19 protein-coding genes and 2 tRNA genes are annotated in these 22,563 nt (G+C 71.7%); 10 read left to right on the forward strand and 11 right to left on the reverse strand.

Annotated features, from left to right (window positions below; all coding sequences use genetic code 11):
- The first annotated feature begins 45 nt into the window (after positions 1 to 45).
- Positions 46 to 642: a membrane protein YczE gene (gene yczE / locus N3K63_RS08240; protein WP_261579674.1), complete on the forward strand. Its 597-nt coding sequence runs from the start codon at positions 46 to 48 to the stop codon at positions 640 to 642.
- A gap of 9 nt (positions 643 to 651) precedes the next feature.
- On the opposite strand, the gene N3K63_RS08245 is transcribed toward yczE, so the two are convergent.
- Positions 652 to 861, reverse strand: a complete 210-nt coding sequence (locus N3K63_RS08245) for a methyltransferase (RefSeq protein ID WP_261579675.1) — start codon at positions 859 to 861, stop codon at positions 652 to 654.
- A gap of 99 nt (positions 862 to 960) precedes the next feature.
- A tRNA-Arg gene (locus N3K63_RS08250) sits at positions 961 to 1,033 on the reverse strand.
- A gap of 61 nt (positions 1,034 to 1,094) precedes the next feature.
- Between N3K63_RS08250 and orn the strand changes: the two genes are divergently transcribed.
- The 5 genes from orn to N3K63_RS08275 all read left to right on the forward strand — a co-directional run bounded on the left by orn (position 1,095) and on the right by N3K63_RS08275 (position 2,976).
- Positions 1,095 to 1,718, forward strand: coding sequence for an oligoribonuclease (gene orn, locus N3K63_RS08255; protein ID WP_261579676.1), 624 nt, complete (start codon positions 1,095 to 1,097; stop codon positions 1,716 to 1,718).
- Between the two features lie 34 nt (positions 1,719 to 1,752).
- Positions 1,753 to 1,828, forward strand: a tRNA-His gene (locus N3K63_RS08260).
- A gap of 25 nt (positions 1,829 to 1,853) precedes the next feature.
- A complete protein-coding gene (locus tag N3K63_RS08265) occupies positions 1,854 to 2,204 on the forward strand; it encodes a metallopeptidase family protein (RefSeq protein WP_261579677.1) in 351 nt (116 codons plus the stop codon).
- Complete coding sequence (gene clpS, locus N3K63_RS08270; protein WP_261579678.1) at positions 2,201 to 2,491, forward strand: ATP-dependent Clp protease adapter ClpS; 291 nt, start codon at positions 2,201 to 2,203, stop codon at positions 2,489 to 2,491. Before N3K63_RS08265 ends, clpS begins: the two co-directional genes overlap by 4 nt.
- Positions 2,488 to 2,976 carry a DUF2017 domain-containing protein gene (locus N3K63_RS08275; RefSeq protein WP_261579679.1) on the forward strand — a complete coding sequence of 163 codons (489 nt, stop codon included), beginning with the start codon at positions 2,488 to 2,490 and terminating at the stop codon, positions 2,974 to 2,976. The genes clpS and N3K63_RS08275 overlap by 4 nt, the downstream gene beginning before the upstream one ends.
- Before the next feature lie 39 nt (positions 2,977 to 3,015).
- On the opposite strand, the gene N3K63_RS08280 is transcribed toward N3K63_RS08275, so the two are convergent.
- The 6 genes from N3K63_RS08280 to gatC all read right to left on the reverse strand — a co-directional run bounded on the left by N3K63_RS08280 (position 3,016) and on the right by gatC (position 8,689).
- Positions 3,016 to 3,585 (reverse strand): hypothetical protein, encoded by a 570-nt coding sequence (locus N3K63_RS08280; RefSeq protein WP_261579680.1) that lies wholly within the window; start codon positions 3,583 to 3,585, stop codon positions 3,016 to 3,018.
- Complete coding sequence (locus N3K63_RS08285) at positions 3,569 to 3,889, reverse strand: hypothetical protein (RefSeq protein ID WP_261579681.1); 321 nt, start codon at positions 3,887 to 3,889, stop codon at positions 3,569 to 3,571. Before N3K63_RS08285 ends, N3K63_RS08280 begins: the two co-directional genes overlap by 17 nt.
- Positions 3,890 to 3,974: 85 nt before the next feature.
- A complete protein-coding gene (locus tag N3K63_RS08290; protein WP_261579682.1) occupies positions 3,975 to 5,228 on the reverse strand; it encodes a DNA polymerase IV in 1,254 nt (417 codons plus the stop codon).
- Between the two features lie 139 nt (positions 5,229 to 5,367).
- Positions 5,368 to 6,882 (reverse strand): Asp-tRNA(Asn)/Glu-tRNA(Gln) amidotransferase subunit GatB, encoded by a 1,515-nt coding sequence (gene gatB / locus N3K63_RS08295; protein ID WP_261579683.1) that lies wholly within the window; start codon positions 6,880 to 6,882, stop codon positions 5,368 to 5,370.
- On the reverse strand, positions 6,882 to 8,393 hold the full coding sequence (gatA, locus tag N3K63_RS08300) for an Asp-tRNA(Asn)/Glu-tRNA(Gln) amidotransferase subunit GatA (RefSeq protein WP_261579684.1): 1,512 nt from the start codon (positions 8,391 to 8,393) through the stop codon (positions 6,882 to 6,884). Before gatA ends, gatB begins: the two co-directional genes overlap by 1 nt.
- Positions 8,390 to 8,689 carry an Asp-tRNA(Asn)/Glu-tRNA(Gln) amidotransferase subunit GatC gene (gene gatC / locus N3K63_RS08305; protein WP_261579685.1) on the reverse strand — a complete coding sequence of 100 codons (300 nt, stop codon included), beginning with the start codon at positions 8,687 to 8,689 and terminating at the stop codon, positions 8,390 to 8,392. Before gatC ends, gatA begins: the two co-directional genes overlap by 4 nt.
- Positions 8,690 to 8,745: 56 nt before the next feature.
- Between gatC and N3K63_RS08310 the strand changes: the two genes are divergently transcribed.
- On the forward strand, positions 8,746 to 10,446 hold the full coding sequence (locus tag N3K63_RS08310; RefSeq protein ID WP_261579686.1) for a long-chain-fatty-acid--CoA ligase: 1,701 nt from the start codon (positions 8,746 to 8,748) through the stop codon (positions 10,444 to 10,446).
- 914 nt (positions 10,447 to 11,360) lie between these two features.
- Here N3K63_RS08310 and ligA read toward each other — a convergent pair.
- From ligA to N3K63_RS08325, 3 genes are all read right to left on the reverse strand, one after another.
- On the reverse strand, positions 11,361 to 13,520 hold the full coding sequence (gene ligA / locus N3K63_RS08315; RefSeq protein ID WP_390895156.1) for an NAD-dependent DNA ligase LigA: 2,160 nt from the start codon (positions 13,518 to 13,520) through the stop codon (positions 11,361 to 11,363).
- A gap of 208 nt (positions 13,521 to 13,728) precedes the next feature.
- Positions 13,729 to 14,826: a tRNA 2-thiouridine(34) synthase MnmA gene (gene mnmA, locus N3K63_RS08320; protein WP_261579688.1), complete on the reverse strand. Its 1,098-nt coding sequence runs from the start codon at positions 14,824 to 14,826 to the stop codon at positions 13,729 to 13,731.
- Positions 14,827 to 14,835: 9 nt separating this feature from the next.
- The gene (locus N3K63_RS08325) at positions 14,836 to 16,023 is read right to left on the reverse strand and encodes a cysteine desulfurase family protein (RefSeq protein WP_261579689.1); all 1,188 of its coding nucleotides are present in this window, start codon (positions 16,021 to 16,023) and stop codon (positions 14,836 to 14,838) included.
- A 112-nt stretch (positions 16,024 to 16,135) separates the two neighbouring features.
- On the opposite strand from N3K63_RS08325, the gene glgX reads away from it, so the two are divergent.
- The 3 genes from glgX (at position 16,136) to glgB (ending at position 22,488) form a co-directional block, all read left to right on the forward strand.
- Positions 16,136 to 18,199 carry a glycogen debranching protein GlgX gene (glgX, locus tag N3K63_RS08330; RefSeq protein ID WP_261579690.1) on the forward strand — a complete coding sequence of 688 codons (2,064 nt, stop codon included), beginning with the start codon at positions 16,136 to 16,138 and terminating at the stop codon, positions 18,197 to 18,199.
- Positions 18,200 to 18,388: 189 nt separating this feature from the next.
- Positions 18,389 to 20,356 carry a maltotransferase domain-containing protein gene (locus N3K63_RS08335; protein WP_261580073.1) on the forward strand — a complete coding sequence of 656 codons (1,968 nt, stop codon included), beginning with the start codon at positions 18,389 to 18,391 and terminating at the stop codon, positions 20,354 to 20,356.
- Positions 20,353 to 22,488, forward strand: coding sequence for a 1,4-alpha-glucan branching protein GlgB (gene glgB, locus N3K63_RS08340; RefSeq protein ID WP_261579691.1), 2,136 nt, complete (start codon positions 20,353 to 20,355; stop codon positions 22,486 to 22,488). The genes N3K63_RS08335 and glgB overlap by 4 nt, the downstream gene beginning before the upstream one ends.
- The last annotated feature ends 75 nt before the right edge of the window (positions 22,489 to 22,563 follow it).

Below are 22,563 nucleotides of genomic sequence, written 5' to 3' on the forward strand. Positions count from 1 at the left end.
GATTGGACCGGTGCGCGCAGTCCAATCATGCGGTCAAATGGTGACATGACGATGCGTGTGGTGCAGCTGCTGGTCGGACTCGTGGTGTTCGGCGCGGGCTGTGGACTCATGATCCAGGCCGGACTGGGCCTGGACCCGTGGACGGTGCTCGCCGAGGGCGTCTCCCTGCACACCGGCATCGGCATCGGGTGGGTCGCCAACATCCTCGGCTTCCTCGTGCTGCTGCTGTGGATCCCGCTGCGTCAGCGACCGGGGCTCGGGACCGTGATGAACATCCTGCTCGTGGGCACGAGCATCCAGGTGACGATCTCGGTGATCCCGCCGGTCAGCGGGTTCCTGCTGCAGCTGGCCACGCTCCTCGCGGGCATCGCGGTGGTGGCGGTGGCCTCCGGCCTCTACATCGGCGCGAACTTCGGTCCGGGGCCCCGTGACGGCCTCATGACCGGCATCCACAACCGCTTCGGCACGCCGCTGTGGGCGGCCCGCCTCGCGGTGGAGGCGACGGTGCTGCTGATCGGGTGGCTCCTCGGGGGCACGGTCGGTCTCGGCACGGTGCTGTTCGCAGCCCTCATCGGCCCCGCGGTGCACCGCACGCTGCCGTGGTTCGACCGCAGCCGCCGGGTGGCGATGCGGACGGCGTGAGCGCCGGGCTCAGTGCTCGACGAACCGGGGCCAGTCGGCGCCCGGAGTGAGGTGACTGTGCAGTGCGTTCTTGGCGACGTCCATCGTCGGGTACGTCCCGACCGACGCATCGGCTCCGGCGATGGTGACGGTGTAGCCGTCTCCGTCTTTGCGGATGCTGCCGACGACGTTGCCTTCGGCTCCCTGTGCGACCCAGAGGGTCGAAGCGGTGGTGCTCATGGGCGTTCCCCTTCCGACGTCTCGACGCTACGCCGGTCGTCGGTGCACCGCCAGACCCGGTGTCATCGGGGGACGCGTCGCGATCTTCGCGACACGGAGTGCCCCCGGCAGGATTCGAACCTGCGACCCACGGATTAGAAGGCCGTCGCTCTATCCACTGAGCTACGGGGGCGCGGCATCCAGCGTAGTCGGCCCGCCCTCGGGGTGTCGTACCCGACCGATACGATGGCGGGATGGTGTCAGCTGCAGAGAACGACCGACTCGTCTGGATCGATTGCGAGATGACGGGTCTCGATCTCGGGGTCGACGAACTGGTCGAGATCGCGATCGTCGTGACCGACTTCGAGTTGCGCGTGCTCGACCCGGGCTTCCAGATCGTGATCAAGCCGCACGACAGCGCCCTCGAGAACATGGGCGAGTTCGTCACCCGCATGCACCAGAGCTCCGGGCTGCTCGACGAGATCCCCCATGGCGTCAGTGTCGAAGAGGCGGAGTTCCAGGCGCTGGCCTACATCCAGCGCTTCGTGCCCGAGGGCAAGGCGCCGCTCGCGGGCAACACCATCGGAACCGACCGCATGTTCCTCGCGCGGTACATGCCGCTGGTCGACCGCTGGCTGCACTACCGCAACGTCGACGTGTCGAGCATCAAGGAGCTGTCGCGCCGCTGGTACCCGCGCGCCTACTTCAACGCTCCCGCCAAAGACGGCGGCCACCGTGCCCTCGCCGACATCCTCGAGTCGATCCGTGAGCTCGCCTACTACCGTCAGGCGGTGTTCGTGCCCGAGCCGGGTCCGACCAGCGACGAGGCCAAAGACGCCGCGTCCTCGGCGGTGTCGTCATATGCTTCCGGACTGTAATACAATCGGATGGTTGCCCGGAAACGGGAACATGGTGGCTATAGCTCAGTTGGTAGAGCACCGCGTTGTGGTCGCGGGGGTCGCGGGTTCAAGTCCCGTTAGCCACCCCACTTCTCCCCCGGTCGAGGTCTCCCGATGATCGACATGGACGCTGATGCGTTCGAGGATCTCGTCGCCGACGAGCTCGACCGTCTTCCCGACGACATGGTCGCCGGGCTCGACAACGTGATCTTCGTCGTCGAGGACCGCCCCGAAGACGGCTCCCTCGATCTGCTCGGGCTCTACGACGGGCTCGCCCTCACCGAGCGTGACCGGTACGGCATGGGAGAACTGCCCGACCGCATCATGGTCTACCGCGAGCCGCACCTGCACGCCTGCGACTCCGAGGACGAATTGCGCGACGAGGTGCACACGACCCTCGTCCACGAGATCGCGCACTTCTACGGCATCGACGACGCCCGTCTGCACGAGCTGGGGTGGGCATGAGCATCGCGCTCCCGCAGGAGGACATCGACCTTCACCTGGATGCCACATCGGCGGGCCCGTGGCAGGCGGTGGTCTGGAACGACCCGGTCAACCTCATGAGCTACGTGTCCTACGTCTTCCGCACGTACTTCGGCTACACCGCGGAGCGCGCGCAGCAGCTGATGCTCGCCGTGCACCACGAGGGTCACGCCGTGGTCGCCGAGGGCGCGCGGGAGCAGATGGAGCTGCACGTGCAGGCGATGCACGACTACGGCCTCTGGGCGACTGTGCGAGAGTCAGCCGCATGACCGAGCGCACCGTCGTCGTCGACCTGGCGCTCATCGAAGCGGCCCACCTCTCCGACCTCACCGCCCAGTTCGTCGAGCTGCTGGAAGGTTCTCCCGCCGTCGATCCCGCGATCGCGCGCCTCGTGCCCGATGCGTATCCGTCGGATGCCGAGGCCGGCACCGAGTTCCGCCGGCTCACCGAAGGCGACCTGCTGGGGCGGCGCCGCTCCGACGCCGACGCGATGCTCGCGACCCTGCGGGGCGAGCGGGAGCGGCTCGCACCGGGCGATGTCGCCGACGACGAGGCGACCGACCGGGTCACCCTCACGCTCAGCCTCGCGCAGGCGATGTCGTGGCTGCGCACCCTCAGCGCCGTGCGCCTCGTGCTGGCCACCCGGCTGGGCATCGTCGACGAGGACGACCACGACCTCGACGACCCGCGCTTCGGCGTGTACGACTGGCTCGGCTATCGCCTCGACGGACTGGTGCAGGCCCTCGACGCCTGAACCTCACACCCCCGGAGTGCCATGCGCTCCTGGAGGGGGTCAGCGCACCTCGAACGGCAGTGTGGCCAGAGTCGCCGGGTCGTGACGGGCGATGTGGTCGTCTTCTTGGGCCGCCCATCGGTCCCAGAAGGGCCGGTAGGTCTCGCCGTCGCGGGTGAGCGCGCGGTGACGCCGCACGTCGGTGGGGCACGACAGCCACACCCGCACGGGGGCCAGCGGTGCGCTCTGGGCGGTGAGCACCCCTGCGCCCTCCACGATCAGCGGACGATCCGGGTCGACGGTGTGCGCTTCGGCCCTCGCGTGCGCGGCCCAGTCCCACCGGTGCCAGCGCGACGGCATCCCCGCCGCGAACGGCGCGATCACGTCGCGCCGGGCGATCTCCGCGCCGTCGCGGAGCCCGTCCCATCCCGGATAGATGTCATCGAGCGCGACGATCTGGGGCTCGCCGTCCAGCCGCCGCGCGACCAACGCCGCGAGGGTGGTCTTGCCCGAACCGGATCGTCCGTCGATCAGCACGAGGGCGCGACCCCCGGCCGACTGCGCGTCTCCGGTGGCGGCGACGATCGCGTCGGCCGCCGCCGTCAGTGCGCGTTCAGCGCTTGAGCGCACGGATGATGCGCACGAACACGCGACCGGCGACCCACACGAGCGGGATCGCGACCGCGGCCAGCGAGACGAGGTTCGGCTCGAAGCGCAGATCGTCGCCCTTGCGGATGTATGCGCCGACCGGGATGGCGTAGCCGCCCCCGCCGCCGCCGGCGTTGCCGGTGGCGTCTTCGCCGCCGCCGAAGCCCGACCACGTGAGGGCGACGGGGATGAGACGGAGGCCGTCGACATCCTGCTGCTCGCCGTACACGCTCTTGACACCGAGGGAGGCGACCTGCTTGCCGAGGTCGAGCACGAAGTTGGCCATGCCCCCACCGTACCCCGCCGAGGCGCGCCCCGCCCAGGGTGGCGTGCAGCGCGGCATCCGTCGGCGCGGTGCGAACCGGCGGCGATCAGTCCCGGGGCAGTCGCGGAGCCGTCGGCAGCGCATCGACGTCGCGTCGCGGCCCCAGCACGCTGGCCCGGGTCACGGCGCCGCGTCCGAACCGGGCGCGCGCGTCGTCGAGGGCGTCGTCGACACGGCGCCAGTCTTCGTCGTCGTCCCACAGCGCCATCGCTCCCCCGGCGGCGCGCAGCTTCTCGCCGCGCACGCCGATCAGGCGCACCGCCTGGTCGAGCGGCAGCTGACCGAGCAGACCGATGGCGACCTCGCCGATGCGATGGCCGACGTTGGTGGGCTCGGGGAGCGTAGACGAGCGCGAAACAGTCGTGAAGTCGGCGTAGCGCAGCTTCAGGGCGACGGTCGCCGCCTCCCATCCGCCGCTGCGCAGGCGCGACGCGACGTTGTCGGAGAGTCGTCGCAGCTCGCTGCGGAGCACTGCGACGTCGGTGACGTCGACCATGAACGTCTCCTCGTGGCCGACGCTCTTCTCGACGCGCTCGGTGTCGACGCGGCGCGGGTCGACGCCATGGGCCAGCTGCCACACCTGTGCGCCGCCGGCCGGCCCCAGCGCGCGCTCGATCACCGCGCGCGGCGCGGCGAGGATGTCGCCGACGAGACGGATGCCGCGCCCTTCGAGCGCTTCGGCTGCCTTGGGACCCACACCCCACAGCGCGCGCACCGGAAGGCCCGCCAGGAAGGAGGCCATCTCGGGCTCGCTGACGATGAGGAGCCCGTCGGGCTTGGACAAGGTCGAGGCGATCTTCGCGACGTGCTTGGTGGGGGCCACCCCGATGCTGCAGGTCAGCCCCGTCTGCGCGCGCACCGTGCGGCGCAGCGTGCGCGCGATCTCGCCCGGCGACCCCCAGAGCCGGCGGGCGCCCGACACGTCGAGGAAGGCCTCGTCGATGGACAGCGGCTCGACCAGCGGCGTCACCTCGTGGAAGAGATCCATGACCTGCCGCGACAGCGCGACGTAGCGCTCGAAGTGCGGTGGGACGACGATCGCCTGCGGGCACAGCCGCAGGGCCTGAGCCACCGCCATCGCCGAGCGCACGCCGTAGCGACGGGCCTCGTAGGAGGCGCTCGAGACGACCCCGCGGCCCTCGACACCACCGACGATCAGCGGCTTGCCGGCCAACGTGGGGTCGTCGAGCACCTCGACGGCGGCGTAGAAGGCATCCATGTCGACGTGCAGGATGCGCGTGCCGGTGTCGTCGGCATCGGGCGCCGACACCCGCCGCCCTCGCCCGTCACCCCGACCCATCCCCCTATTGTCCCCCGCGGCGCCGACACTGCGGCATCCGGAACGCGACGGGATTCCGCGCCCACGGCCGGGTAACGGAACCGGCGCACCGGAGCGGCATCTGCCGTCTCGGTGCGCCGGAATTCCGTACGCGCGGGGGTCAGCCGGCGGCGCGCTCGAGCACCAGCTCGCGCACGCGCGCGGCGTCGGCCTGCCCGCGCATCGCCTTCATCACGGCACCGATCACGGCGCCGGCGGCCTGCACCTTGCCGTCGCGGATCTTGGCGAGCACATCGGGCTGGGCGGCCAGCGCCTCGTCGATCGCCGCGATGAGAGCGCCATCGTCGGAGACCACCGCGAGCCCGCGGGCGTCGACGATCTGCTGCGGCGTGCCCTCGCCGGCGATCATGCCCTCGAGCACCTGGCGGGCCAGCTTGTCGGTGAGCGTGCCGGCATCCACGAGCTTCTGCAGCTCGGCGACGGCGGCCGGCTCCACCAGCGACGACGCCTCGACGCCCTGCGCATTGGCCAGGCGCGTGATCTCGCCGGTCCACCACTTGCGGGCGGCCGCGGCGGGGGCCCCGGCGGCGACGGTGGCCTCGACCTCGGCGAGCAGGCCGCCGTTGGCGACGTCCTGGAACTCGAGGTCGGTGAAGCCCCAGTCCGTCTTCAGGCGCCGGCGGCGCACCGCGGGAGCCTCGGGGAGTTCGCTGCGCAGCTGCTCGATGAGTTCGTCGGAGGGGACGACGGGCAGCAGGTCGGGCTCGGGGAAGTACCGGTAGTCGTCGGCATCCGACTTCGGACGGCCCGGCGAGGTGCGCCCGGTGTCTTCGTGCCAGTGCCGCGTCTCCTGCGTGATCGAGCCGCCGGCGGCGAGGATCGCGGCCTGCCGCTGGATCTCGTAACGCACGGCACGCTCGACCGAGCGCATCGAGTTGACGTTCTTGGTCTCGGTGCGGGTGCCGAGCTTCTCCTGGCCGCGAGGCCGCAGCGACACGTTGGCGTCGCAGCGCAGGTTGCCGCGCTCCATGCGCGCCTCCGAGATGCCGAGCGAGAGCACGATGTCGCGGATCGCGGCGACGTAGGCCTTCGCGACCTCGGGAGCGCGGTGCTCGGTGCCGAAGATCGGCTTGGTGACGATCTCCACCAGCGGCACGCCGGCGCGGTTGTAGTCGACGAGCGAGTACTCGGCACCCTGGATGCGACCGGTCGCGCCTCCCATGTGGGTGAGCTTGCCGGCGTCCTCCTCCATGTGCGCGCGCTCGATGGGCACCTCGATCAGGGTGCCGTCGGCCAGTTCGATCTCGACCTGCCCCTCGAAGGCGATCGGCTCGTCGTACTGCGAGATCTGGTAGTTCTTGCCGAGGTCGGGGTAGAAGTAGTTCTTCCGCGCGAACCGGCTTGACGGCGCGATCGAGCAGCCGAGGGCCAGGCCCAGGCTGATCGAGTACCGCACCGCGGTCTCGTTGACCACCGGCAGCGACCCGGGCAGGCCCATGTCGACGGGGGCGACGAGCGTGTTCGGCGCCGCACCGTGGTTGCTCTCGTGGGCGGGGTTACCGGCGCCCGAGAACATCTTGGTCTCGGTGTTCAGCTCGACGTGCACCTCGAAGCCGAGCACGGGCTCGTACAGCTCGAGGGCCTTATCGAAGTCCATCAGCGCATCCTTGGCCATCAGCGGGTCCCTCCCAGAGCCGGAGCCTTCGCGAGCAGCGGCTCGCCCCATTCGTCCAGCAGCAGCGCCTCGACGGCCGCGCCGACCCGGTAGAGCCGGGCGTCTTCGCGAGCGGGCGCGATGAACTGGATGCCGACCGGCAGGCCGTCTTCGGCCGCGAGGCCCGACGGGATGGAGATGCCGGGAACGCCGGCGAGGTTCACCGGGATCGTGGTGACGTCGTTGAGGTACATCTGCAGCGGGTCGTCGATCTTCTCGCCGAGGCGGAAGGCCGTGGTCGGCGCCGACGGCGTGGCGATGACGTCGACCTGCGCGAACGCCTGGTCGAAGTCGCGCTGGATGAGCGTGCGCACCTTCTGGGCGCTGCCGTAGTAGGCGTCGTAGTAACCGGCCGACAGCGCGTAGGTGCCGAGGATGACGCGGCGCTTGACCTCGTCGCCGAAGCCGGCGTCGCGGGTGGCCGCCATCACGTCCTCGACGGTGCCGCCGGGCACCTCGACCCGCATGCCGAAGCGCACCGAGTCGAACTTGGCGAGGTTGCTCGAGGCCTCCGCGGGCAGGATCAGGTAGTACGCGGCGACGCCGTACTCGAAGTGCGGGGCGCTGATCTCCACGATCTCGGCGCCCTGGGCCTGCATCTTGTCGAGCGCGGCGCGGAACGACGCCGACACGCCGGCCTGGAAGCCGCTGTCGGGGAGCTCCCGGATGACGCCGACCTTCAGGCCCTTCAGCACCTGACCGGTCGCGCCCTCGCGGGCGGCGGCGGCGAAGGAGGGCCAGCGGTCGGTGAGGGAGGTGGCGTCGTTGGCGTCGTGGCCGCCGATCACGTCGTGCAGCAGCGCCGAATCCAGCACCGTGCGCGAGACCGGACCGACCTGGTCGAGCGAGGAGGCCAGCGCGATCGCGCCGTAGCGGCTGACGCCGCCGTAGGTCGGCTTCATGCCGACGGTGCCGGTGACATGCGCGGGCTGACGGATCGAGCCGCCGGTGTCGGAGCCGAGCGCCAGCGGTGCCTCGAAGGCGGCGACGGCAGCCGCCGACCCGCCGCCCGAGCCGCCGGGGATGCGGTCGAGGTCCCACGGGTTGTGGGTGGGGCCGTAGGCGGAGTGCTCGGTGGAGGAGCCCATCGCGAACTCGTCCATGTTGGTCTTGCCCAGCGGCACGAGGCCGGCGGCGCGTGCACGGGCGACCACGGTGGCGTCGTAGGGCGACATGTAGCCCTCGAGGATCTTCGATCCGCTCGTGGAGGGCATGTCGGTGGTGACCAGCACGTCCTTGATCGCCAGCGGCACGCCGGCCAGGGCGCCCAGCTGCTCGCCGGCGGCGCGGCGGCGGTCGATGTCGGCGGCGACGTCCAACGCGTGGTCGCTGACGTGCAGGAACGCGTGCACGTCGCCGTCCACGTCGGCGATGCGGTCGAGGTGGGCCTGCGTGGCCTCCACCGACGACACCTCGCCGGCGGCGAGACGGTCGGCGAGGTCGGCTGCGGTCAGCCGGATGATGTCGCTCACTGCTCCTCCCCCAGGATCGCGGTCACCTTGAAACGGTCCTCCGTGGCATCCGGAGCGTTCTGCAGCACCTGCTCGACGGTCAGCATCGCGCCGACCTCGTCGGTGCGGAACACGTTCTGCAGGGCGATGGGGTGGCTCGTGGCGGGCACGTCGGGGGTGGCGACCTCGGAGACCTTCGCGATGTTGTCGACGATGACCGACAGCTGACCGGTCAGGCGGGTCACCTCGTCATCGTCCAGTCGGATCCGGGCGAGCACACCGAGATGGCGCACGAGTTCGGGGGTGATTTCAGACACCCGCACAGTCTAGTTGCGCCCCCTCGCGCGCGACGCCCGCGGGCTAGGCTGGCCGCGTGACGACGTATGACCCGCCGCGCCCCTGGATCGCCAGCTATGCCGATGGCGTCCCCGCCGACCTCGAACCGGTGACCGGTTCGCTCTGGGACATCGTCCTCGCCTCGGCGCGCGACTATCCCGACGCCCCGGCGCTGCAGTTCTTCGGCCGCACGACCTCGTACCGCGAACTGCAGGATGCCGTCGAGCGGGCCGCCGCCGGTCTCGCCGCCCTCGGCGTCGGCGCCGGCGACCGCGTCGCGATCGTGCTGCCCAACTGCCCCCAGCACATCGTGGCGTTCTACGCGATCCTGCGGCTGGGCGCCGTCGCCGTGGAGCACAACCCGCTCTACACGCCGCGCGAGCTGCGCAAGCAGTTCGAGGACCACGGCGCGAAGACGGCGATCGTGTGGAGCAAGGTCGTGCGCACGGTGCAGGAGTTCCCCGCCGACCTGACCGTCCCCAACCTCATCTCCGTGGACATCACCACCGCGATGCCGGTGTCGATGCGAATGGCGCTGCGCCTCCCCATCGCCAAGGCCCGCGAGTCGCGCGCCGCGCTCACCGAGCGCGTCAGCCGCGCCACCGCGTGGAACGACCTGCTGCGCGCCGAGCCGCTCCCGGCATCCGCCCCCAGCCCGTCGACCGACGACCTCGCGATCATCCAGTACACCAGCGGCACCACCGGCACCCCGAAGGGCGCCCTGCTCACCCACCGCAACCTGCTCGCCAACGCCCGGCAGTCGCAGGCCTGGGTGCCGTCGATCCAGCGCGGCAAGGGATGCGTGGTCTACGCCGTGCTGCCCATGTTCCACGCCTACGGCCTCACGCTCTGCCTGACCTTCGCGATGTCGATGGGGGCGCGGCTGGTGCTCTTCCCGCGGTTCGAGCCGGCCATGGTGCTGGCGGTCACCAAGAAGCACCCCGCCACGTTCCTCCCGCTCGTGCCGCCCATCGCCGACCGGCTGCTGCAGGCGGCCCGGGCCGAGGGCGTGTCGCTGGCGGGCACCGAGGTCGCCATCTCGGGGGCCATGGCCCTGCCGCACGAGCTCGTCGTGCCGTTCGAGGAGGCCACCGGCGGTTACCTCGTCGAGGGGTACGGCCTGTCGGAGTGCTCCCCCGTGCTCATGGCCAACCCCGTCGCCGAGCACCGCAAGGCCGGCACCATCGGCCTGCCGCTGCCCGGCACCGAGTGCCGCGTGGTCGACCCCGACGATCCGCGCACCGACGTTCCCGACGGTGAGCGCGGCGAGCTGCTCGTGCGCGGCCCGCAGGTGTTCCAGGGCTACTACGGCAAGCCCGAAGAGACGGCATCCGTCTTCGTCGACGGGTGGTTCCGCACCGGCGACATCGTCACGATCGACGAGGACGGGTTCGTCCGCATCGTCGATCGCATCAAGGAACTCATCATCACCGGCGGCTTCAACGTGGCCCCCACCGAGGTCGAGAACGTGCTGCGACAGCATCCGCGCGTCGTCGACGCCGCCGTCGTCGGACTCCCCCACGAGCACTCCGGCGAGGAGGTCGTCGCGGCCGTCGTGCTCGACGGCTCCGGCGACGTCGACGTCGAGGCGATCCGCGAGTTCAGCCGCGGCATCCTCACCCCCTACAAGGTGCCGCGCCGCATCTATGTCGTCGACGAGCTGCCCAAGTCGCTCATCGGCAAGGTGCTGCGCCGTCAGGTGCGCGAGTCGCTTCTGCAGCTGACCCAGGGCGGCTGAGCCGGGAGTTTCGGGCGGTGGTGTCTGGGGCGGGGGCGCTGGCTGGGGCGGGGCGCTGGTCGCCTGGGGCTTGGCGCGGGTCGCTGGTGGGACGCGGGTGTGAGGCGGGTCCCGTGATGTGCGGGTGCGTGAGCCTGACGTCGCTGTTCGCGTGACCTGCGCGAGGAGCGCGTCCCGCATCCGGTGGGTGCAGCGGCCGCAACCCGTCGGTTGAGGGACATGCCAGGGACGCACGTCCCCCGATCCGCGGATGATCACGGATGCCGCAAGGAGGCCCGCAGAATGCGGGACGTGCCGCCGGTCGGTGTCCCGGAGTTGGTGGGTGATGGGGCCAACACTCACAGGTCGCGGGACGTGCCCGGAGTCGGTATCCCGGAGTTGGTGGGTGGTGGGGTGACGACCCGCAGGTTGCGGGACGTGCCGGAGTCGGTGTCCCGGAGTTGGTGGGTGGTGGGGTGACGACCCGCAGGTTGCGGGACGCGGAGTCGGTGTCCCGGAGTTCGTGGGTGGCGGGGACAACACTCACAGGTTGCGGGACGTGCCGGGCCCATGCCTCGGAGACGGCGGAGGCGCGGCCTCAACGCTCCGCTTGCGGGACCTCCTCAGCCACCTAGTCACACGATGATCGGCTACCAGCCTGCCGAACCCGCACATAGCGGGACATGCCCGGCCACCGCGTCCCGCGAACAGCGGGTGCCGCCGCCCGAAGCCGCATATAGCGGGACCTGCCCGGCCACCGCGTCACACGAACTGTGGGTGCCGCCCCCCGAACCCGCACATAGCGGGACATCCCCAGGCGGCGCGTCACACGAACCGCGGATGCCGCAGCACCGCGCGCGACGCCACCACCGCGCACCGCACGACCACGCGTACCGCAGCACACGCGCGCCCGGCGCGCCGAACCGCGCACCCCGTCAGGCGTCGAGCGCGGCGGGGCCCTGTTCGACGAGGATGCGGAACTGGGCGGCGTCGATGATGCGCACGCCGAGGTCTTCGGCCTTGGCGAGTTTGGAGCCGGCGCCGGGGCCGGCGGCGACGAAGTCGGTTTTCTTCGAGACGCTCGAGGCGGCTTTCCCGCCCGCGGCGAGGATGGCCTCCTGCGCCCCCTCGCGGGTGTAGCCCTCGAGTGTTCCCGTGGCGACGACGGTGATGCCGACGAGCACGCCGCCCGCCGCGGCGGCGGCGCCGGGGCCGGGGTGTCCGGGGATCTCGAGGCGGGCGCCCGCGGCCTCCCAGCGGTCGATGATCTCGCGGTGCCAGTCGACCTCGAACCACTCGATGAGGGAATCCGCGATGATGCCGCCGACGCCCTCGACCGCGGCCAGCTCGTCGCGCGAGGCCGCGCGGATGGCGGTGAGCGATCCGAACCACTGTGCGAGAGCGCGGGCGGCGACCGGTCCGACGTGACGGATGCTGAGGGCGACGAGGAACCGCCAGAGGTCTTTCGTCTTGGCCTTCTCGAGCTCGTCGAGCAGCGTGAGCGCCTGCGCGGACGGCTGCGGACCGGTGAGCCCGGCCTTGCGCTCGGCGGCGGAGGGGTTGCGACGGAAGGGGGCGCGGGTCTTCACGACGCCGTCGTCGTCCTCCCGCGGGAGCCCGGTCTCGGCATCGCGTACGACCACCTCGATGGGCACCAGCTGGTCGAGGCCGAGCTCGAACAGCCCGGCCTCGGTGGACAGCGGCGGCTCAGCGGGCGACGACGGCTGGGTGAGCGCGGCGGCGGTGACCTCGCCGAGCGCCTCGATGTCGAGCGCGCCGCGCGAGCCGATGTGCTCGACGCGCCCGCGCACCTGTGCGGGGCACGCGCGCGTGTTCGGGCACCGCAGGTCGATGTCGCCTTCCTTCGCGGGCGCCAGCGGCGCGCCGCACTCGGGGCAGGCGTGGGGCATGACGAAGGCGCGCTCCGAGCCGTCGCGCAGCTCGACGACGGGGCCGAGCACCTCGGGGATGACATCTCCCGCCTTGCGCAGCACGACCGTGTCGCCGATGAGCACGCCCTTGGCCTTCACGACGTCTTGGTTGTGGAGGGTGGCCTGGCGCACGACGGATCCGGCCACGAGCGCGGGCGCCATCACGGCGAAGGGCGTGGCCCGTCCGGTGCGCCCCACCGACACGACGATGTCGAGCAGCTTCGTGTTCACCTGCTCGGGCGGGTACTTGTAGGCGATCGCCCACCGCGGGGCGCGGCTGGTGGCGCCGAGCTCGTCGTGCAGGGCCAGCTCGTCGACCTTGACGACCACCCCGTCGATCTCGTGCTCGACGTCGTGACGGTGCTCGCCGTGGTGGCTCACGTAGTCGACCACGCCGTCGATGCTCTCCGTGGTGGCGAAGTACGGGCTCGTGGGCAGACCCCACTCGGCCAGCAGCGCGTAGACCTCGCTCTGCGAGTCGACCGGCGGGTCGGGCCACGCGCCGATGCCGTGCACATAGAGACGCAGCGACGACAAGCGGGCGCGCCCGGCTTCGAGCTCGAGACCGCTCTTCTTGTCGAGCTGCTGACGCAGGCCGCCGCTGGCGGCGTTGCGGGGGTTCGCGAACGCCGGGAACCGCCGGGCGGCGCTGCGCGTGGCCTTCTCGTCGTCGACGCCGCGATCACGCGCCTCGTCGACGACGCGCTCGCGCAGCCGCGCCTGCAGGGCGTTGAGCTCGTCGAACGCGGCGACGGGGATGAACACCTCGCCGCGCACCTCGACCAGCGCCGGGTGGCCGGAGCCGGTGAGCCGCTCGGGGATGCCGGCGACCTGCAGGGCGTTGTGCGTGACGTCTTCACCCACCCGTCCGTCGCCGCGCGTGGCGGCGGAGGTGAGCACGCCGTTCTCGTACCGCAGGCTGATGGCGAGGCCGTCGATCTTCAGCTCGGTGAGCCACCGCACGGCACGGCCGGCGCCGGCTGCGGTCTTGGCGCACCAGTCGCGCAGTTCGTCGGGGCTGAACACGTTGTCGAGGCTCAGCATGCGCTCGGCGTGGGTGACCGGCGCGAACATCGTGCTCTGGGCGGCCCCGACACTGAGCGTCGGCGAGTCCTGGCCCTGCAGCACCGGGTGGGCCCGCTCGATCTCTTCGAGGCGGCGCATCCACCCGTCGTAGGTGGCGTCGTCGACCAGCTCGGCGTCGGCGCCGTAGTAGGCGTCGCGCGCGTCGACGATGAGTGCGGTGAGACGCTCGGCCTCGAGGCGTGCCTCGTCGAGGGTCAGCGGGAGGATCTCGTCGGGTGCGCTCACCCGGCCAGTGTAGGACGCGCCACCGACACGACCGCGGCGCCCACCCGGGCGCCCACCGGCCTCAGACCGGCGCGGGAACGGCGGACACGGTGCGATCGACCGTGAACTGGCCGAGCACCCGGGTGCCGATGTACAGCACCGCCGTCTGCCCGGGCGCGACGCCGTCGAAGGGGCGGTCGGGGGTCACCGTGATGCGTCCGTCGGCCACGACGGCGTGCGCGGCCACCGGATCGGCGTGCGCGCGGATCTGCACCTCGCACGCGAACGCGGCATCCGTCGGCGCCGCACCCGCCCAGCTGTGGCGCTCTCCGGAGATCTCGGCGGTCGCCAGCGCCTCTTTCGGGCCGACGACGACCGTGTTGGTCACCGGTCGCACCTCGAGCACGAACCGCGGCTTGCCGTCGGCGGCGGGCACGCCCAGCTTGAGGCCGCGGCGCTGCCCCACGGTGAAGGCGTGGGCTCCCTCGTGGGTGCCCACCACGGCGCCGCCGCGGTCGACGACCTCGCCGGTGGCGGTGCCGACCTTCTCGGCCAGCCAGCCGCGGGTGTCGCCGTCGGGGATGAAGCAGATGTCGTGGCTGTCGGGTTTCTGCGCCACGCTCAGCCCGCGCTCGGCGGCCTCGGCGCGCACCAGCGCCTTGGACGGGGTCTCCCCCAGCGGGAAGTAGGTGTGGGCGAGCTGCTCGGCGGTGAGCACTCCCAGCACGTAGGACTGGTCTTTGGCGGCGTCGGAGGCGCGGTGCAGCTCACGCCCGCCCGCACCGTCGACGAGGATCGCGTAGTGGCCGGTGCAGACGGCGTCGAAACCGAGCTCGACGGCGCGCTCGAGCAGCGCGGCGAACTTGATCTTCTCGTTGCACCGCATGCACGGGTTGGGGGTGCGCCCGGCCTGGTACTCGGCGATGAAGTCGTCGATGACGTCGTCGCGGAACCGCTCGGAGAAGTCCCACACGTAGAACGGGATGCCGAGGAGGTCGGCCGCCCGCCGCGCGTCGAGCGCGTCTTCGATGGTGCAGCAGCCGCGGCTGCCGGTGCGCAGGGTGCCGCCGGCCCGCGAGAGCGCCAGGTGCACGCCCACGACGTCATGTCCGGCATCGACCGCCCGGGCCGCCGCCACGGCGGAATCGACGCCACCGCTCATCGCCGCCAGGATCCGCATGGTCCCAGTCTACGAAGCCCCGCCTGACCGGGCGCCGGATGCGACGGCCCGCTCGTACGCGCCGGGGAGCGCGGCGAGCAGGGCGTCGACGTCGGCCGCGGTGGTGGTGCGGCCGAGTGTGATGCGCAGCACCGAGCGCGCCGCACGCTCGTCGCGGCCGAGCGCCCGCACCACGTGCGAGGGCTCGGTGACCCCCGCCTGGCAGGCGGCCCCGGTGGACACGTCGATGCCCGCCATGTCGAGGAGGAACAGGAGCGTCTCCCCCGCGGCATCCGGAAAGAGCAGGTGCACGTTGCCGGGGAGGCGCCGCACGGGATCGCCCAGCAGCTCGGCCGCCGGCACCCCCTGCCCGACACCGGCGACGAGGCGCTCGCGCAGCGACTGCAGCCGCGCGGCCTCTCCCTCGCGCTCGGCGACGGCGGCGCGCAGCGCGGCGGCGAAGGCGACCGCCCCCGCGACGTCCTGCGTGCCCGGGCGGATGCCGCGCTGCTGCCCGCCACCGTGCAGCAGGGGCGTGAGACGGGCGTGCCGCGACACCACGAGCACGCCTGTGCCGACCGGCGCCCCCACCTTGTGACCCGAGACGCTGAGGGCGACGAGGCCGGTGGCGGGTTCGGCGGGGGCGCCCCGCCAGGCGGCGAAGGCGACCGGCAGGATGCCGGCGGCACCGACCGCGTCGAGGTGCAACGGCGCCCCGGCGGCCGCGGCGGCCGCGGCCATCCCGGCGGCGTCGTTGACGGTGCCGACCTCGTTGTTCGCGATCAGGGCGGTGGCCAGCGCCGCGCCCGGCAGTGCGGAGGCGAAGGTCTCGGCGGGCACGGAGCCCGCGGCGTCGAGGGCCACGCGGCGCAGCTGCGCGCCGCGGCCGGAGGACAGCCACTCCGCGGTCTCGGTGGTGGCGTGGTGCTCGCCGTCGGGCAGCACGATCGCGTCGCGACCGTCGGCCCGGGCCTCCCACAGACCGCGGATGGCGAGGTTGATGGATTCGGTGCCGCCCGAGGTGAACACGACCTCGATGGGGTCGCATCCGAGGGCGGCCGCAACGTCTTCGCGTGCCTGCTCGAGCAGCCGCCGGGCGCCCTGGCCGGCGCCGTGCACCGACGAGGCGTTGCCGACCGTCTCGGTCGCGGCCAGCCACGCGGCCCGGGCCTCGGCGCGCAACGGCGTGGTCGCGGCGTGGTCGAGGTACACCCGCATGCCGCTCCCCGTCTCCCGTGGGCGTTCCGCGCCCGTTCCGCGAGCGTTGCCGCCCGTTTGCCCCGCCCGCCGCTGCCGAGGGCCGGTGCGGCGCCTTACTACTGTAGATCGCATGCCCGACACCCCTCCGCTGCTTCTCTCGCCGCACCTGGACGACCTCGGGGTGACCCTGGGCGAGGGCGCCGCCACACTGCGGGTGTGGTCGGAGCGCGCCACCAGCGTGACCCTCGTGCTCTTCGACGAAGAGGACCTCGACTGGATCATCGACGAGCTGGAACTGGAGCCCGTCGGCGGCGGCGTCTGGAGCGTGACGACCCCGCGGCTGCGCGTGGGCACGCCCTATGCCGTGCGGGTCGACGGCCCCACCCGCGCCGGGAGCACCTTCAATGCGGCGACGCTGCTGCTGGACCCGTACGGCCGCGGCATCGTCTCGGGCCGCATCGGCGATGTGCGATCGGTGGTCGTCGACGACGCCTTCGACTGGGAGGGCGTCGAGCGCCCGCAGGTGCCGCTGGACCGCACGGTCGTCTACGAGGCGCACCTGAAGGGCCTCACCAAGCGCCACCCCGACATCCCGCCCGCGCTGCACGGCACCTACGCCGGACTCGGCCACCCCGCGATGATCGCGCACCTCACGCGGCTCGGGGTCACCGCGGTCGAGCTGCTGCCGATCCACGCGTTCGAGACCGAGCCGCGGCTGCTGCACCTGGGGCTCACGAACTACTGGGGCTACAACACGCTGGGCTTCTTCGCCCCGCACGCCGACTACGCCACCGCCGCGGCCCGCACCGCCGGTGCGACCGCGGTGCTGCGCGAGGTCAAGCAGATGGTCAAAGCGCTGCACGCCGCCGGCATCGAGGTGATCCTCGACGTCGTCTACAACCACACCTCCGAGCTCGAACTCGGCGGGCCCCGCTCGAGCCTGCGCGGCATCGACAACCGCGCCTACTACCGCCAGCACGACGACGGCGCCTACATCGACGTGACCGGATGCGGCAACTCGGTGAACACCGCCACCCCCGCCGCCGCCCGGCTCGTGCTCGACTCGCTGCGCTACTGGGCGCAGGAGCTGCACATCGACGGCTTCCGCTTCGACCTGGCCGCCACCCTCGGCCGCGACGCCGGCCACGGCTTCGACCCGCAGCATCCGCTGCTGCGCGCCATCGTCGACGACCCCGCGCTGGCGGGCGTGAAGAAGATCGCCGAGCCGTGGGACGTCGGGATGGGCGGCTGGCAGACCGGCAACTTCGGCGACGGCTGGCACGAATGGAACGACCGCTACCGCGATCGGGTGCGCAACTTCTGGCTGAGCGACGTCGACTACGCGCGCCGCGCCTCGCACTCCCCCGCCGGCATCGGCGGCTTCGCCACACGCCTGGCCGGGTCGTCGAACACCTTCAGCACGGAGCGCGGACCGCTGGCCGGCATCAACTTCGTCACCGCCCACGACGGCTTCACCCTGCGCGACCTCGTCTCGTACGACGTGAAGCACAACATGGGCAACGGTGAGCACGGCCGCGACGGCGCCGACACCAACCGCTCGTTCAACCACGGCGTCGAGGGCCCCACCGACGACGAGCGCATCCTCGCGCGGCGCCGCAAGGCGATGCGCAACCTGCTCGGCACCCTGCTGCTGTCGGCGGGGGTGCCGATGATCACCGCCGGTGACGAGTTCGGGCGCACCCAGCGCGGCAACAACAACGCCTACTGCCATGACTCCGCGCTCACGTGGGCCTCGTGGGAGCATGCGCCCTGGCAGCGCGACCTGCAGGCGCACGTGGAACGGCTCATCGCCCTCCGCCGCGACAACCCGGCGCTGCGCCCCGCACGGTTCGCCCATGCCGCGCAGGACGTGCCCTCGGCCTCGGCGATCGACTGGTACGACCGCCACGGGCACACGATGACCATCGAGCGGTGGAACGACGCGGCCAACCGCACCCTGCAGTACGCCGCGCGCTCCACGCCCGAGAGCGAGGACGCGAACGGCGTGCTGCTGATCGTGCACGGCAACGAGACCCACGTCGATGTGCGCCTGCCCGAGATCGCGGGGGTCAGCCGCTTCGTGTCGCTGTGGTCGAGTGTCGACGAGCGCCCCGCCACCGACGAGACGACGTACGCACCGGGTGAGATCGTGTCGATCCCCGACACCGGAATGCACTTGTTCCGGATGGAGTGAGTGTCCGCGCTCCGCTGCGCGGGGTAGGTTCGGAACGTGGCCACGAAGAAGCGCACGCCCACCGTCCGTCCCGCCGCCGAGGCACCCGCCGCCACCGCGGCACCCTCGGTCCGCAGCACCGCCGAGATCCCCTGTCGTCCGGTGACGGCGTGGACCCCCAGCGCCGCGACGCGCAACGGCCGACTGCCGCTGTCGGGCGCGCGCCCGAGCGTTCCCGGGGGCCGGTTCCCGGCCTCGGCGTTCGTCGGCGAGGCGGTGCCGTTCCAGGTGACGGCCTTCCGCGAGGGCCACGATCTCATCGGCGTGCACGTGCGGCTCACCTCGCCCAGCGGGGCGCAGACGCTGCACCGGCTGACGCCGCTCGGCGACGGCTTCGACCGCTGGCGGGTGCTGGTGGCGCCGCTGGAGCAGGGACTGTGGACGTTCCGCTTCGAGGCCTTCGCCGATGACGTGGCCACCTGGGAGCACGCCGCCGACCTGAAGATCGCCGCGGGGGTCGACACCGCCCTCATGCGCGAGAGCGGCGCCCTGCTGTTCGACCGCGCCGTGGCGGAGCCCTCGCGACCGGATGCCGAGAAGGCGGCGCTCACCGCCGCCGCCGAACGCCTGCGCTCGGACGCCGTCAGCGACGCCGCCGCGCTCGAGATCGTGCGCGACCCGGCCCTGGCCGCCGTCTTCGCGGCGCGGCCGCTGCAGTCGCTGGTGACCATCGGCGACGAGCAGCAGCTGCTGGTGGAGCGCGAGCGCGCCGGCGTCGGCGCCTGGTACGAGTTCTTCCCCCGTTCCGAGGGCGCCCGCCGCTCCGCCGACGGCACGATCGTCAGCGGCACGTTCCGCACCGCCGCCCGCCGCCTGCCCGAGGTCGCGGCGATGGGGTTCGACGTGCTCTACCTGCCGCCGATCCACCCCATCGGCGTGACCAACCGCAAGGGCCCCAACAACACCCTCGTCGCCGGCGCCGCCGACCCCGGCTCGCCCTGGGCGATCGGAGCCGCCGCCGGCGGTCACGACGCGGTGCACCCCGACCTCGGCACCCTCGCTGACTTCCGCGCCTTCGTGCGGGCGGCCACGGCGGCAGGGCTCGAGGTGGCGCTCGACCTCGCGCTGCAGGCCTCCCCCGACCACCCCTGGGTGAGCGCGCACCCCGAGTGGTTCACGACCCTTCCCGACGGCACGATCGCCTTCGCCGAGAACCCGCCGAAGAAGTACCAGGACATCTACCCGATCAACTTCGACAACGACCCCGAGGGCATCTGCGCCGAGGTGCTGCGGATCGTGCGCCACTGGATCGCGCAGGGCGTGAAGATCTTCCGGGTCGACAACCCGCACACCAAGCCGCTGTGGTTCTGGGAGTGGCTCATCGCCGAAGTGAACCGCGTCGACCCCGACGTGGTCTTCCTCGCCGAGGCCTTCACCCGTCCCGCCGCGCTGCAGGCCCTCGCATGGAGCGGGTTCCAGCAGAGCTACTCCTACTTCACCTGGCGCAACACCAAGGCCGAGCTCGAGGAGTTCCTCGGATGGGTCAGCGACGAGACCGCCGACTTCATGCGGCCCAACCTGTTCGTGAACACCCCCGACATCCTCACCGAGTACCTGCAGTACGGCGGGCGCCCGGCCTACCGCATCCGCGCCGCGATCGCCGCGACCGCCGGCGCCAGCTACGGCGTCTACGCCGGCTACGAGCTGTACGAGAACGTGGCGCGCCCGGGGTCGGAAGAGAACATCGACAACGAGAAGTACGAGTACAAGGTGCGCGACTGGGCGGATGCCGAGGCTCGCGGCGATTCGCTCGCGCCCTACCTGCGGCGGCTCAACGAGATCCGCCGCGCCCATCCGGCGCTGCGGCAGCTGCGGGGCCTCACGCTGCACTGGAGCGACGACGAGGCGATCCTCGTCTACGCCAAGCATCTGCCCGCCGCCGTGTCGCCCGACGGCGTCGCCGACACGATCCTGGTGGTCGTCAACGTCGACCCGCACTCGATGCGCCAGACCACCGTGCACATCGACAGCACGGTGTTCGGCATCGCACGCGGGGCCGACTACGAGGTCGAAGACCTCCTCACCGGCGCGCGGTGGACCTGGAACCAGGACAACTTCGTGCGGCTGGACGCCTTCCACGAGCCCGTGCACATCCTGCACGTGAAGGGAACCCGATGACCGCTCTCTCCGACCAGGTGCTCGACACCGTCGCCACCGGCTCGTACCACGCCCCGCACGACGTGCTCGGCCCGCACCAGACCGCCGACGGGTGGGTGATCCGCACGCGCCGTCCGATGGCCGGCACCGTCTCGGCGATCTTCGCCGACGGCACCTCCGCCGACTTCGCGCACCTGCGCGCCGGTGTCTGGGAGGCGGCCGTGCCCGCCCAGCCGGGCGCGTACACCGTGCACACCACCTATCCGAGCGGCCCCGACTTCGTCGCCGACGACCCCTACCGGTTCCTGCCGACGGTCGGCGAGCTCGACCTGCACCTCATCCGCGAGGGGCGCCACGAGCAGCTGTGGGACGTGCTCGGCGCGCACGTGCGCGACCTCGGCGGCGTCGTCGGGGTCTCGTTCTCGGTGTGGGCGCCCAACGCGCGCGCCGTCCGCGTGGCCGGCGACTTCAACTCGTGGGACGGGCAGGGGCACTCGCTGCGCTCGCTCGGATCCAGCGGCGTCTGGGAGCTGTTCGTTCCGGGGCTCGGCACCGGCTCGGTGTACAAGTTCGAGCTGCTCACCGGCGACGGCCGCTGGATCATGAAGGCCGACCCCATGGCGCGGGCCGCCGAGGTGCCGCCGGCGACCGGGTCGGTGGTCACGGCATCCGACTACACCTGGCAGGACGCGGAGTGGATGACCGCGCGCGCCGGGCGGTCCCCGCTCGACCAGCCGATGTCGACCTACGAGATCCATCTCGGCTCGTGGCGACCGGGACTGGGCTATCGCGACGCCGCCGACCCGCTGGTGGACTACCTCACCGCGCTCGGCTACACGCACGTCGAGTTCCTGCCGCTCTCGGAGCACCCCTTCGGGGGCTCGTGGGGCTACCAGGTGACCGGGTACTACGCGCCCACCAGCCGGTTCGGCTCCCCCGACGACCTGCGCTACCTGATCGACCGCCTGCACCAGGCGGGCATCGGCGTGATCATGGACTGGGTGCCCGGACACTTCCCCAAGGACCAGTTCGCCCTGGCCCGCTTCGACGGTCAGGCGCTGTACGAGCACCCCGACCCGCGGCGCGGCGAGCACAAGGACTGGGGCACCCTGATCTTCGACTACGGCCGGCGCGAGGTGCGCAACTTCCTCGTCGCCAACGCGCTGTACTGGATCGAGGAGTTCCACGTCGACGGGCTGCGGGTGGATGCCGTCGCCTCGATGCTCTACCTCGACTACTCCCGCGAGGCCGGCGAGTGGGAGCCCAACATCCACGGCGGCCGCGAGAACCTGGAGGCCATCGGCTTCCTGCAGGAGGTCAACGCGACCGCGTACAAGCGCAACGCCGGCATCGCGATGATCGCCGAGGAGTCCACGAGCTACCCGGGGGTCACCGCCCCCACCGATCAGGGCGGTCTCGGCTTCGGGTTCAAGTGGAACATGGGCTGGATGAACGACTCGCTCGAATACATCAAGCGCGACCCCATGTACCGCGGCTGGCACGAGGGCGAGCTGTCGTTCTCGTTCGTCTACGCGTTCAGCGAGAACTTCGTGCTCCCCATCAGCCACGACGAGGTCGTCCACGGCAAGGGGACGCTGTTCACCCGCATGCCTGGCGACCACTGGCAGAAGCTCGCCAACATGCGCACCTACCTCGCCTACATGTGGGGGCACCCGGGCAAGCAGCTGCTGTTCATGGGCCAGGAGTTCGGCCAGATGTCGGAGTGGTCGGAGGGACGGGGCCTGGACTGGTGGATCCTCGACCAGCCCGCCCACCGCGAGCTGCACGACTTCGTCGGCACCCTCAACCACACCTACCGCGGCCTGTCGCCGCTGTGGGCGCGCGACTCGGACGGCGAGGCGTTCACGCGCCTGGGCGGTCCGGCGTGGAACCCGACCGTCGTCGCCTTCGCCCGCCGCGACCACCACGGCGGCACGGTCGTGGTGATCAGCAACTTCTCGGGCAACCCGGTCTACGACTACGAGCTCGACCTGCCCGAGCGCGGCGAGTGGGCCGAGGTGCTCAATTCGGATGCCGTCGAGTACGGCGGCTCGGGCGTGGGCAACTTCGGCGCGGTGCACACCGACGACAGCGGTCGGGCCCGCATGACGGTGCCGCCGCTGGGCACGCTCTGGCTGCAGCACCGCCGTTGAGTCCCACGCGCACGCGATGAGAGCGGGCCGACGAAGACATGGTCTCCGTCGGCCCGCTCTCGTGGCATGGGCGCC

It is taken from the genome of Microbacterium festucae (assembly GCF_025421715.1).
GTDB lineage: Bacteria > Actinomycetota > Actinomycetes > Actinomycetales > Microbacteriaceae > Microbacterium > Microbacterium festucae.